Below are 12,613 nucleotides of genomic sequence, written 5' to 3' on the forward strand. Positions count from 1 at the left end.
TGGAAGTCGAGTCACTTAAAAATGGGTTGAATGGCACATTACGTATTGGCGTGGTGCCACAATGCAGTATCTCTTTGGCACGATTACTGAAAAGCGCCGGTGAACGCTATCCTCATCTGGACTATCGCGTCTCGGTGTTAAGCGCAGATCAATTGTTGGAAGCGTTAACCGGCCATTCGGTTGATGTAGGCATAGGTTTTTTTGAACTGACCATATTGAATGAACTGCATTTTCAAGCTCAACCGCTAGTCGATAGCGGGGTTGATGTGGTGTTTCATCCCGAGCATTTTCCTGAGTTGATAGGCACCGAGCCACTGACACTTTCTCAGGTAGCCGCATTGCCACTGTGTCTGGCGGAGCCTAGCCGTTACTTCCGGCGTTATCTGGATAATAGTTTCCGCGATGCAGGGTTATCACTGCATGCTCGGCTGGAAAGCATATCGATATTTCAGTTGCTACAAGGGATCTTTGTTGGGTTGGGCTGTGGTTTATTCCCTCAAGGCAGTTTACTGGCAGAGATGTCTCCGGCATTACTGCGAAGGCCGGTGGATATTCCTAAAATGAGCCGACATGCTGCGGTGGTGGTGGCTGAACCAGGGCGGGTGACACCGCTGGCCCAGCACTTCTTCGACGTCGCCCAAGAGTGGCTGATTTCCCACGAGGCGTAATGGCTTACTTGATCGCCGGATTTAAACCGTTTGCCCCAGTGTGTGGCGTAACCGGTTAGTCCATCCAGCAGACGCGGCGCTCAAGATAATACCCAGCAACTGTTTATCACTGAAGCCTAAAGCCCGCAACGGGCTAAGATGCTGGTGGCTAAAGCGCTCTGGTGCACGGGTCAGTTCGGCCGTAACCGAGATAAGCAGATGGGGGATTTGTTCCGTAGATTGTGCGGCCAAAGCCTGATCGACGCCCGTCCTTAGTGCGGCTAATAATGCGCTATCTTCAGTCAATTGTTGCAAGTTATGCTGATGATGAGCCTGGCAGTAGAGGCTGCCGTTGATTCGGGCACTCACCAGTGACACCCATTCCTGCCAGTCAGATTGCATTCGTTCAGGGTTATCAAACTGCGCGGTAATCGCGCTATAGGCGAGCAAACTCTCTTGATGGAGTGAGAGCAACGCGTTGAGTGTCGCCTCGCTAGCCACAGGGGTGTCCTCGGTGGTAACCGCGTCGTTTTGCGCCCGCGAGGGCAGCCAACCTCGCCATTGTGGCTCACTTTCTAATAACAGGGCTGACGGGGCATCTTCCATGCGTGGGAAGCCGGGTAGCATGACGGTCGGATAACCGGCTTGGGCCGATAAACCGGCGACCACTCTGGCCTGGAATCCAACAAAACCAATTATCTGTGATAAAACAATAATATCTGCGTCTGTTAGCCCCACCTCAGCCAACTGTTGCAGTGCATGCCGGTCAATCAGTGTCGGCTGGCTGGCGAGTTGCCGCGCATATTGGGTTATCTGTGTCAGTCGCATATTACTTTCCCGCGAGGCATCTGGGCTGGAAAGTGGCGTGAGGAGGGCCGCATAATGACTGCATAAACGCTGAATGCCGGTCACTTGCGCGACCGTCAAGGCGCTACTTAATCGGTCATATAATGAAAATGTATTCTCGCGATCGACCTCGACAAACTGGGGGAAAAGCGCCAGGTACAGAGCATCTGAGGCAGATAAAATAGCAGAGTAGTGCTGCAAGGGATGAGTGAGTTCCTGCGGAATATCAGTGGCTAACCCAAGCAGGAACATGCCTGACTCAAGGGGATTTTCTCTCTGATAGGGATTGCCGATGTTGCCATTATTGGCCGTGTCACTTTCGTCGGCAACTTGCGCGGTAAGGACTCCGCCACTGCGCTGGGTTTCATGATACCAATGAGCATTATCTTGCCGTCTAAATTGCACCATTATGACCTCCGTTAGGGGCAGCAACACGCCAAAGTTTCAGGTGAATGTGGCCCAAGCACATCACCAGGCGACGAATACAGATAAATGCGGGACAAGGTGGGTAGTGCGGTATCTGGCTGGGTGTTATGCAAAGTGAGAGGGTTCAACATCGGCGAGATATCCTGTTGTTTTAGGGAATGAACACAGTGGATATCATTGCTGATTGAGTTGGCGAGATAAAATAATGTTAAGCCATAATCCATAACTAAAAGTAATAACATATTATTATATATAACAATAATGTTGTTACGTTAGTTAATAACTGGCTAACGAGGGTATCGGATTCAGTGAGTGAAGGAGTTTACCGCACCTAGGGGCGCTCCGGTCGCTTACGCGACTACGACCCCAACGGCACTATTCCCCTTCATTTGACTCTGTTAGCCGTCATTAGTAGCTTTGCTATTAACCTCATATATGATCATAAAATTTCCGCGATCAGATGATCGCGGAGACAGGTTTGTTTGCGGATAACGTGACAATGTCACATTAATTCTGAAGTGGTTAGAAGTTTGCGTTATCCCGACGCCAGGCATCTGCGGTTAATGCTTCACCAAAATGACTGGAAATCAATCGTTTAGTTAGGTCATGCAACGGGGCTGCGAGCACTTCTGCGGTACTGCCGCGCTCCACCACTTCCCCTTCATGCATCACAATCACCTGGTCACTGATATGCTTCATCATGCCTAAGTGTTGGGTCACATAAATATAGGATATGCCGTGTTTTTCCTGTAACTCCAGCATCAGATTAATAATCTGTGAACGCATCGACATATCCAGTGATGCCAATGCTTCATCGGCAACAATCACTTTGGGCTGAAGGATCAATGCTCGCGCCAGTGCGATACGCTGCTTCTGACCGGAGGCCAACATATGAGGATAGTAATTAGCGTGATCCGGTAACAACCCCACCTGGCGTAAAGTCTGGTAGATGCGCTGTTCGCGTGCGGCGGCATCTAAATCGGTGTTCAGTTTTAGTGGCGCATCCAGCAGTTGGCCGATGCGTTGGCGCGGGTTAAGCGAGGTACTCGGGTCTTGGAAAATCATCCGAATACGCTGGCTGCGATAAGCATAATCACCATACACCAGACGGTGGTCGTCAATGAGCAATTCACCGTCGGTCGGTTCAATCATACCCGACAGCATTTTCGCTAAAGTAGATTTACCCGAGCCATTTTCACCTATAACCGCCAGCGTTTGCCCCTCGCGTAAGGTGAAACTGACCGATTTAACCGCCTCCACATGCTGGCGGCGAAATAAGCCCGTGCGATAGCGGAAGGTTTTGCTGAGATTACGGACTTCGAGCAGCGTCTCGGCCATTATTGCTCCTCCAGATTTAAGGGGAAGTGGCAGGCAAAGGCGTGGTTTTTCACCAATCGCAAGCGTGGTGTTTCGATACAGGTTTTCTGGGCATAAGGGCAACGTGGCCCCAAACGACAGCCAATCGGCAAGTGCTCTAATGACGGAATCGCCCCCGGCAAGGTATTCAGCCGGCTTTTGTGTGGCAGAGAGCGGCCAAAGTCGGGCATGGCCCGGATAAGGGCCTGAGTATAAGGGTGGTGCGGGGAAGACAGCAGGTCTTCACAAACAGCACTTTCCACTGTCTGGCCGCAATACAACACATTAATTCGCGTGGCCCATTTACTCATCATTTGTAAATCATGGCTGATGAGCAAAATCGTGGTGTTGTTGTTTTGATTCAATCGCGCCAGCAAGCGGAAAATCTGGGCCTGAGTGGTGGGTTCCATGGCGTTGGTGGGTTCATCGGCAATCAGCAAGCGCGGCTGATTGGCCAGCGCGATAGCAATCATCACTTTTTGGCATTCGCCTTCGGTCAGCTCGTAAGGGTAGCTGCGCATAATGTCTTTGTGGTCTTTGATCCCCACACGATGCAGCAGCTCGATTGCCCGACGTTTGCGCCAATGAAACCGCTGCCACCAGCGGCCTTTGTAAGTCCAACCGGGGATAGCTTGTACCAATTGCTGACCAATACTCTCTGAGGGGTCTAAACAGGATTGCGGCTCCTGAAAAATCATCGAAATATTATGGCCGATCACCTTACGCCGTTCACGGGGTGTCAGTTGCAACAGGTCAATATCATTAAAGCGAAAACGGTCGGCGGTAATACGCCAGTTATCTTTACTCACGCCGCAAATAGCCTTGGCAATCAGACTCTTGCCCGAACCTGACTCGCCGACTAATCCACGAACTTCGCCCTCCGTCAGGGTGATACTGATGCGGTCAACCGCCTTCACCATCCCTTCGGCCGTCATAAACTCAATAGTGAGGTTGCGAATATCCAGTAACGGCATTATTCCACCCCCGCATTAATAGCACGGCGCATACCATCACCTAACAGATTAACCAGCAACACACTGACCAAAATTGCCCCACCAGGCAGCATCACGGTCCACGGCGCAACATAGACTAAATCCAGTGAATCTCCGAGCATTGCGCCCCATTCTGGTGAGGGTAATTGTGCGCCCAAATCGAGAAAACCCAGGGCCGCAATATCCAAAATCGCCATCGAGAGCGCGCGAGTAAATTCAGTGACTAATACAGATGCAATATTAGGCAAAATGGCATAGGCCAAAATATGAGGGGTCGACGCACCATCCAGACGGGCGGCAATCACATATTCTTTATCGAGTTCATCATGCACGGCGCTGTAAATAGTACGCACCATGCGGGGCAGCAATGCCAGCCAGACGGCGAACATGGCGTGTTCTAAACTCGGGCCGACAAAAGCCACCACAATAATGGCCAGCAGTAAGGAGGGGATCGAGAGCAGTGTATCCAGCACATGATTAAGAATGGCTGAACGAAAACCGTGGGTGATACCTGCAAACACCCCGAGGATCACGCCACACAGTGCCGCCGCCACTGTCACCAATAGCGCCGACCCATAAGTGGATGCGGTGCCCGCCAATAAGCGGCTTAAAATGTCGCGCCCTAAGTCATCAGTGCCCAGGAAGAAAGAGACATTGCCGTAACGTGACCATGAGGGCGGCAGTAATTGGTAGCCCAAAAACTGTTGGTCGAGAGCGTAAGGGGCTAGCGTGCTGCCCAGTACACATAACACTAACAACCCCAGAACGCCGTAAAACCCCACCATTGCCAAGCCATCGGCATAGAAAAGCCGCCAGGTATACAGCAGCGGGCTGGGCATTTTTTTCTCGCGATAGACATTATCGAAGGGCATACCATTCCTTATGCTTTAACGGCGTCATCATCGCGCCCAGAATATCCGACAGGACGTTAATGACGATAACCAACGAACCTACTACCATCACACCGGCTGAAATGGCGGCGTAATCTTGTTGTCGAATCGCATTGATTAGCCAACGACCTAATCCCGGCCAGTTAAACACCACTTCGGTTATCATCGCCAATGTCAGCATGGTTGAGAACTGTAACCCCAATTTGGGAATGATCGGCGGCAAAGCATTGTGCAACACATGGCGGCGAATAATGGTAAACCGGGACAAGCCACGGGTTGCCGCCGCTTTAATATAGTTTTGTCCGATAACATCATCGGTACTGGTGCGCATCAGGCGAATGACTTCAGTGGTGGGGGCTACCGCTAAGGCCGTGATGGGTAAAATCATATGTTGCAACGCGCTGAGCATCATCTCTTTACGATAGGGCGAGGGCGACAGCCACGCATCGACTAACGCCAGCCCGGTGACGGGTTTGACTTGATACAACAGATCAAAACGCCCAGAAACCGGCAGCCAACCCAAATGCAGCGAAAAGAACAACATCAATAGCAGAGCCAGCCAAAATACCGGGATTGAGAAACCGATGAGGGCAATGGAACTGATGGCGATATCAGCCAATTTACCGCGCATCACTCCGGCAATAATCCCCAGCGGAATACCGACAAACAGCGCCAAGGTAAAAGCCAGAACACACAGCTCCATAGTGGCGGGGAAAGCTTCGCGTAATTGCTCGCTGATGGGCTGACCATTAATGCTGGAAACACCGAAATCCCATTGGAGCAAGCTGCTGAAATAGAATTGGTAAGCATCCAGTAGCGATGCGCCACTTAAAGGGCCATGAGGGGTAAAATAGCTCAGGCTAAAACTGACCAATGACAACATAAACAGGGTTATCACCAGCAGTAATAAACGCCGTAAGGTGAAGATTATCATGGCTTTTTGCCCTCATCGCGATTGCTTTGGTGAGACTGGCTTTCATGAACCTGGTTTTCACGAAGCTGGTTTTCACGAAACACTCCGGCAAAAGAAGAGTTACCAAACGGGCTTAACACTAAACCTTTAATATCATAACGGTATGCTTGTAACCGCAAGGATGAAGCCAAGGGCAACAGCGGCAACTGCTGTTCCAGAATGCGTTGAGCTTGCTGATAATATTCAATACGCGCCGATAGTTGCTGGGAACGTAAGGCCTTTTGCAGCAACTCATCAAACTCGGGGTCACACCAGTGAGCATAGTTTGTTTGCGAACGAATTGCCGCACAGCTTAATAATGGGCGGAAGAAACTGTCGGGGTCATTACTGTCGGTTGACCAGCCAGAGAGTGTCAGATCGTGGTTCATCTCCATCAGGCGAGCTTCCTGGAAACGGCCTTCGACTGGCACGATATTCACTGTAATCCCAACCTGCGCTAAGTCTGCTTGTATCAACTCCGCCGTTTTTAATGGGCTGGGGTTATAGGACTGCGACGCCGTCGGTACCCATAAATTGAGTTGCAGCTTGGTGATCCCCAGCTCTTTGAGGATCTCTTTGGCTTTTTCCGGATTATATTCAGTCACCTGGGCCTGATTATCATAAGCCCATGATGCACGTGGCAAAATGGATGCCGCAGTTTCCGCCGTACCGTAATAGATTGATTGCATCAATCGTTGGTTATTAATAGATAAGGCGATCGCTTGGCGGACGCGTTGATCATTCAGCGGCGGCTTGCGGGTATTAAAGGCCAAATAGGCCACATTCATCCCCGGGCGCAGTGTTAATCGCAGGCGCGGGTCATCGCGTAAAATAGACAACTGACTTGCAGCGGGATAGGCCAGCACGTCACATTCACCGGTCAATAATTTGGACAAACGACCGGTTCCACCCACCCCGAGGTCGATGACGACCTGCGGCATGCGTGGTAAACCTTTCCAGTAGTCACTGTTACGGAACAAACGGATATATTGCCCAGACCGATATTCGTTTAACAAGAAGGGGCCAGTGCCCACAGGTTCGCGGTCGATCTGTTCTTGTCGGCCTTTTTGGGTTAATACATCGGCATATTCCGCTGAAAGGACCGGCGCATAATGGGTCGCTAAATGCCAGAGAAATGAGGCATCGGGGGCTTTCAGCTTAAATTCAACGGTATAGTCATCTAGTTTTTTGACGCTTTGCACTGCATCAGCAAATTGTAAGCTATCAAAGTAGGGGTATTCACCGCCGTTAACATCATGATAAGGATGCTGCGAATCGAATACTCGCTGGAAACTGAATACCACGTCATCAGCATTCATTTTTCGTGTGGGAGTGAACCAATCCGTCGTCTGGAAAGGGACGTCTTTACGCAAATGAAAACGGTAGGTGGCGCCGTTATCCAGCACTTGCCAGCTTTCTGCCAATTCAGGAATTAACCGGTAAGTGTAGGGGTCAACATCCAATAAGCGGTCATAAAGCTGTGCCGCAAGGGTGTCGATGGTTAATCCACTACTGGCCATCTGTGGGTTGAAGGTGTTCAGTATCCCACTGACACAATAGACAAAGCCGCGCTGACGGATATCCGGCAGTGGTTGAGTCGGGGTGGCAGCAGGGGCAGGCTCCGCCAGCGCGGGGGTCGCAAGGCTAGCTAGCGGCAGCATCCAAATCGATAGCATCAAAATAAAGAACGCACGCATAAACGCTTTCGCAGTCAAGTAAGCAATACACTTAGTGTACCGTAATCTGGCACGCCTCCCAATCCATTGAGCAAAACAACTGCGCTGTCTGCTGTTTGTTGCAGCAATTGAGAGTAATAAACAGCAAATTATTGTTTATTCAGCCAGAAACCTCCGCTAACAATGGCGAGCTGATGTACTATTTCATCTCGGTTTTGCGCATAATTTCATCACAATTAGTATGGAAATGAGAAAAATTCTCAACAATGTGCTTGCAAGTGCTATTGATAACCATTATCATTATCTTGCTCTTCAGGATAAAGCCTAAAATTTCAGGCTTTTGACAGAAAAGCACGACATTGCTCACATTGCTTCCAGTGTTTTTTAAGCCAGCTCGGGTGCTGGCTTTTTTTTTGCCTGTCATAATACGCACTCTTCTGACGGCCTTGCTCATGATAATAATTTTCAAACCTGCTGATTATACAAATTCGGTTATGTTTTATTTTAACCAAAGATTATAAATTATAGGTATATAAACATATTTTTTAGTCTTTGATGCTAATATGTATTTTGCTATATTCTGATGTGAATAAAATAATAATCCATTACGCCACATATCATTGAGGTTATTATGGTTAACATCAGCTTACTCATCATTTTATTGACTTACAGTGTGGCGGTTTTTAATGTGAGGGCTAAACCGCCTGATATTGTCTGGCGTGTTGACACCAGAAGTCACGAGGAAATATTTAATAACGGTTTTTATTCTTCAGGAACGAACAATAATATCATTGAACATCTGAGTGGCAGGAGTTGCCGTAATGCTGGGAATGAACATGGCGGCAGTGCATTTATATCGACTACCGCCGATCGGAGATTTGCTCATGAATATGCTGAACGCATCTTACGGCATAGAGAAGCGCGTGGCGAACCTAATATAGTCATTAATGTCTATCAGATAAGAGCAACTCATAATATGTACAGTGCTCATCAGACGTTAGATTTTTTCTTATCACATCAGGGCCAGCAGACACATCCTGAAGTTTTACGAGTTATTCGCTTTTCTTCTCATTTATCCGAATGGATGGCTCTCCTTAGAATAGGACCAAATCAAATTTCCAGTGTGACGCAATACTATTTACACGGCGGGAGTATCCACTCAGATGCACCTTTATACAACCCACGTTTTAGACAAACACGTTCAAGTGCCAGCAGTCGGCCTTATGATACGGTTTACACGGTAATACCCGTCTTGCGATTAGCGCGCATTTGGATGATGAGAACCGGCATCAGCCCAATGATAAGAGCCTGTTTCGGTTCAGATATGGAGCGCTCTGAGTTTAAACGGGATCTAACTTTAAATAAAATAAAAGCAAAAGGGATGTTTAAATTGATTATCCTTCTGTGAATAAGGAATATACATAATGAAATTGAGTCTTAAATTAATCACTTTATTCCCTGTTTTATTCCACGGGCTAGGGTACGCAGACAGTGAAATGAAACATCAGTGTGAAAAAGACGGTGGAATAATGATATATAACAAACTCATTGATGGTTATAATGCCAGTATCATGTGGCGTCCAGAATCAACAGAAGTCGCTTTAAATGCGATAAGCGTAAAAATAAACGGTAGATGGTATGGTGCTCTTGCTGAAGATAGAACACATGGTAATTCCTCTATGGGTTTATCTAGCCTTGCACAAGCAGCTTATTTAATTGGCATGCCAGTGAATGCTTGCATAAGAAATAACTACCTACGCGGACTGGAAAGTGTTAATTAACGGCCAGCCAGACCGATATATTTATACACGCTTGTGTGAAAACGATACTTACAGCTCGCTATCGCTTGTCAGTATTGCATGTTTTTTCAACATGCCGCGTAACTGATGGTAAGTCAGCCCCAGTAAGCTCGCTGCTTTGCGTTGATTAAATCGCGCCTGTTCTAAAGCCCGTTTTAGCATCTGATATTCACTGTGATGTAGCCAATCTTTAAGATTGAGCGGCAAGGTGGGCAACTCATCGGTTTGGCTGCCAACGTCGTTGCGTTCACTATTCTCATTTTCTATTTTCGGCTGGCGAGCAAAAGGGTCAATAATAATATTATCCAGCGCTTCACTATTGTCGCCATGGCGATATACTGACCGCTCGACCACATTCTTTAGCTCACGAACATTGCCCGGCCAACGATATTCCCGTAATTGCTGTTCCGCTTGAGGTGTAAATCCGGGGAACAGTGGCAGACCTAATTCGCGGCACATCTGAATCGCAAAATGCTCAGCCAGTAGCATGATATCTTGCTGGCGCTCACGTAACGGCGGCAGTTGCACCACATCAAATGCCAGGCGATCGAGCAAATCAGCGCGGAATTTCCCGGCGGCGGCCAGTGCGGGCAAGTTATCATTGGTCGCACACACTAAACGAACATCCACTTGCAAGGGTTGGCTCCCGCCAACGCGCTCCAGATGACCATACTCAATGACCCGTAATAGCTTTTCTTGTACCAGCATGGGGGCCGTGGCGAGTTCATCTAAAAACAGAGTGCCGCCATCTGCGCGTTCAAAACGCCCAAGATGACGTTTCTGCGCACCAGTAAAGGCTCCCGCCTCATGGCCGAACAGCTCCGAATCGAGTAAATTTTCATTAAGAGCAGCACAATTGAGCGAAATGAACGGGCCTTGCCAGCGGTCAGATAGATAATGCAGGCGGTGGGCTATCAACTCCTTGCCGGTACCCCGTTCACCAATCACCAACACCGGCTTGTTGAGTTTTGCCAGTCCTGAAACTTGCTCTAGCACCTCAACAAAAGAGTTGGCTTGGCCTAACAGGTTCTCTAATTGCTCACTCATGATGAAATTCGCCAATAGTTGGTTAAAGTAATCACTCTACCTTTTATCTTAAAACAGTCAAAAAATATTTTATGTTGTTTTTCAGTAGATTAACTTTTATAAAAAGTTGGCACGACTCTTGATATATCACTATCGACATTATGTGAATCGGCGTAGCCAAACGCCAATCAGTTAAAGAGGATGTAAATTATGGGTATTTTTTCTCGTTTTGCCGATATCGTGAACGCCAACATCAATACATTACTGGATAAAGCGGAAGATCCACAGAAGTTAGTGCGGCTAATGATTCAGGAAATGGAAGATACACTGGTTGAGATCCGCTCAACATCGGCCCGCGCACTGGCTGAGAAAAAACAACTGCTCCGGCGCATTGACCATTGTGAGAGCCAGCAGCAGGAGTGGCAGGATAAAGCCGAACTGGCTTTGCGCAAAGATAAAGAAGATTTGGCGCGTGCTGCACTGATTGAAAAGCAAAAAGTGGTGGCCCTGATTGAAACCTTGACACGGGAAGTGGCCACGGTTGATGAAACGCTCACCCGCATGAAGCACGAAATCACCGAACTTGAAAGTAAGCTGACTGAAACCCGCGCCCGGCAGCAAGCACTGACATTGCGTCATCAAGCGGCTGCATCATCTCGTGATGTTCGTCGTCAGTTAGACAGTGGCAAGCTGGATGAAGCCATGGCCCGTTTTGAACAGTTTGAACGCCGCATTGATCACATGGAAGCTGAGGCCGAAACTGTGGGTATTGGCAAACAAAAGTCGCTGGAAAGTCAGTTTGCTGAGCTGAAAGCCGATGATGAAATTAGCAACCAACTGGCGGCACTGAAAGCAAAAATGAATTCAGTGCCATAAGTTATTGCTCACTTTCAGAAAAATACCTCATCAGGCCGTCGGTATAAAGGCGGCCCGTGATGATAAAAATGCGGAGATCCGCGAGCATTAATACCCCAAATAATTCGAGTAGCGAAGGCCGCCAATGCACATGCAGCTTGAAGTAGGACGGGTATCATTAAGGGGAACGAATGAGTATTCTATTTCTTGCCATACCGTTGACCATTTTTGTGTTGTTTGTCGCACCGATTTGGTTATGGCTGCATTACAGCAATCGCCAGCAAAGTGGGGCTCAACTTAGCCATCAGGATATGCAACGTCTATCGCAGTTAACTGACGATGCGCGCCGGATGCGTGAGCGTATTCAGGCATTGGAAGAAATTCTTGATGCTGAGCATCCAAACTGGAGGCAGTCATAATGGGCGATATGTTTAAAAACGATTCATTTAAAAACAATGTATTAAGTAAGAAAAAACTCTATCGCGTGCCAGAAGAAGGCATGATCAAAGGTGTTTGCGCCGGGTTAGCGCACTATTTTGATATTCCGGTGCGGCTGATCCGTGTGATGGTGGTGTTGTCGCTGTTCTTTGGTTTGTTCGTTTTCACTATTGCCGCTTATATCGTGCTGACTTTCCTACTGGAACCTGCGCCCGCGTCCAGTTTTAGCGAGCGTCCGGAGGCGACGCCACGCCAGCTTCTCGATCAGCTTGAATATGAGCTGGGGTCAGGAGAGCAGCGTTTGCGCCAGGTTGAGCGCTATGTCACTTCCGAAACTTTCGGGGTGCAGAGCCGTTTTCGTCAGTTGTGATATAACGCATTCAAATAACAGTAAAACCTGCCGGAGGGCACACAGATGAACAATAACCCCACCCGAACCCGAGCAGGTGTAGTATTAACAACACTAATTAAAATTATTTTTAGTGTCGCATTGACCTATGGCCCGGCAGGTGCAGCAGGTTTTATCGTCAGAAATGTCAGCCGCAAACCCTTGCGCTGGTTGTTGCTGATGATGTTGGAACCAATGCTAAAACGTGCAATGGGGGCAGCGGCGGGTCAATTTGCCAAGGAGAAGCATGAAACGACTGCAAAATGAGATTACGTCATTGGTCAATCGCGGGATGGATAGGCATCTGCGGTTGGCAGTAACC

Annotated in this window: 15 protein-coding genes; 7 read left to right on the top strand and 8 right to left on the bottom strand. The window is 48.4% G+C overall.

Translation table 11 applies throughout. The features are described from left to right. On the top strand, positions 1 to 668 hold a 668-nt coding region (locus tag ACNSO8_RS07605; protein WP_418394290.1), incomplete at its 5' end, for a substrate-binding domain-containing protein. A gap of 21 nt (positions 669 to 689) precedes the next feature. Here ACNSO8_RS07605 and ACNSO8_RS07610 read toward each other — a convergent pair. From ACNSO8_RS07610 to ACNSO8_RS07640, 7 genes are all read right to left on the bottom strand, one after another. After that, positions 690 to 1,901, bottom strand: a complete 1,212-nt coding sequence (locus ACNSO8_RS07610; RefSeq protein ID WP_418394291.1) for a CMD domain-containing protein — start codon at positions 1,899 to 1,901, stop codon at positions 690 to 692. A gap of 540 nt (positions 1,902 to 2,441) precedes the next feature. Further along, positions 2,442 to 3,257: a putrescine export ABC transporter ATP-binding protein SapF gene (sapF, locus tag ACNSO8_RS07615; RefSeq protein ID WP_418394292.1), complete on the bottom strand. Its 816-nt coding sequence runs from the start codon at positions 3,255 to 3,257 to the stop codon at positions 2,442 to 2,444. Further along, entirely contained in the window at positions 3,257 to 4,249 is a 993-nt protein-coding gene (sapD, locus tag ACNSO8_RS07620; protein ID WP_418394293.1) for a putrescine export ABC transporter ATP-binding protein SapD, read from the bottom strand. The genes sapF and sapD overlap by 1 nt, the downstream gene beginning before the upstream one ends. Continuing rightward, positions 4,249 to 5,139 carry a putrescine export ABC transporter permease SapC gene (gene sapC, locus ACNSO8_RS07625; RefSeq protein WP_418394294.1) on the bottom strand — a complete coding sequence of 297 codons (891 nt, stop codon included), beginning with the start codon at positions 5,137 to 5,139 and terminating at the stop codon, positions 4,249 to 4,251. Before sapC ends, sapD begins: the two co-directional genes overlap by 1 nt. Continuing rightward, positions 5,126 to 6,091 carry a putrescine export ABC transporter permease SapB gene (gene sapB / locus ACNSO8_RS07630; RefSeq protein ID WP_418394295.1) on the bottom strand — a complete coding sequence of 322 codons (966 nt, stop codon included), beginning with the start codon at positions 6,089 to 6,091 and terminating at the stop codon, positions 5,126 to 5,128. The genes sapC and sapB overlap by 14 nt, the downstream gene beginning before the upstream one ends. Beyond that, on the bottom strand, positions 6,088 to 7,806 hold the full coding sequence (sapA, locus tag ACNSO8_RS07635; protein WP_418394296.1) for an ABC transporter substrate-binding protein SapA: 1,719 nt from the start codon (positions 7,804 to 7,806) through the stop codon (positions 6,088 to 6,090). Before sapA ends, sapB begins: the two co-directional genes overlap by 4 nt. Before the next feature lie 178 nt (positions 7,807 to 7,984). Then, positions 7,985 to 8,209 carry a hypothetical protein gene (locus ACNSO8_RS07640; protein ID WP_418394297.1) on the bottom strand — a complete coding sequence of 75 codons (225 nt, stop codon included), beginning with the start codon at positions 8,207 to 8,209 and terminating at the stop codon, positions 7,985 to 7,987. A gap of 207 nt (positions 8,210 to 8,416) precedes the next feature. Here ACNSO8_RS07640 and ytxA point away from each other — a divergent pair, with 207 nt between their 5' ends. Next, positions 8,417 to 9,193 (top strand): putative AB5 enterotoxin ADP-ribosylating subunit YtxA, encoded by a 777-nt coding sequence (gene ytxA, locus ACNSO8_RS07645; RefSeq protein WP_418394298.1) that lies wholly within the window; start codon positions 8,417 to 8,419, stop codon positions 9,191 to 9,193. 16 nt (positions 9,194 to 9,209) lie between these two features. Beyond that, on the top strand, positions 9,210 to 9,566 hold the full coding sequence (gene ytxB / locus ACNSO8_RS07650) for a putative AB5 enterotoxin binding subunit YtxB (protein ID WP_418394299.1): 357 nt from the start codon (positions 9,210 to 9,212) through the stop codon (positions 9,564 to 9,566). Between the two features lie 48 nt (positions 9,567 to 9,614). On the opposite strand, the gene pspF is transcribed toward ytxB, so the two are convergent. Next, positions 9,615 to 10,631, bottom strand: coding sequence for a phage shock protein operon transcriptional activator (pspF, locus tag ACNSO8_RS07655; protein ID WP_418394300.1), 1,017 nt, complete (start codon positions 10,629 to 10,631; stop codon positions 9,615 to 9,617). 189 nt (positions 10,632 to 10,820) lie between these two features. On the opposite strand from pspF, the gene pspA reads away from it, so the two are divergent. From pspA to pspD, 4 genes are all read left to right on the top strand, one after another. Further along, a complete protein-coding gene (pspA, locus tag ACNSO8_RS07660) occupies positions 10,821 to 11,486 on the top strand; it encodes a phage shock protein PspA (RefSeq protein ID WP_418394301.1) in 666 nt (221 codons plus the stop codon). A gap of 170 nt (positions 11,487 to 11,656) precedes the next feature. Continuing rightward, entirely contained in the window at positions 11,657 to 11,884 is a 228-nt protein-coding gene (gene pspB, locus ACNSO8_RS07665) for an envelope stress response membrane protein PspB (protein WP_005161022.1), read from the top strand. Next, positions 11,884 to 12,273 carry an envelope stress response membrane protein PspC gene (pspC, locus tag ACNSO8_RS07670; RefSeq protein ID WP_418394302.1) on the top strand — a complete coding sequence of 130 codons (390 nt, stop codon included), beginning with the start codon at positions 11,884 to 11,886 and terminating at the stop codon, positions 12,271 to 12,273. Before pspB ends, pspC begins: the two co-directional genes overlap by 1 nt. 45 nt (positions 12,274 to 12,318) lie before the next feature. Beyond that, on the top strand, positions 12,319 to 12,558 hold the full coding sequence (pspD, locus tag ACNSO8_RS07675) for a phage shock protein PspD (protein WP_418394303.1): 240 nt from the start codon (positions 12,319 to 12,321) through the stop codon (positions 12,556 to 12,558). The last annotated feature ends 55 nt before the right edge of the window (positions 12,559 to 12,613 follow it).

This window comes from Yersinia sp. LJYL362 (assembly GCF_048323875.1).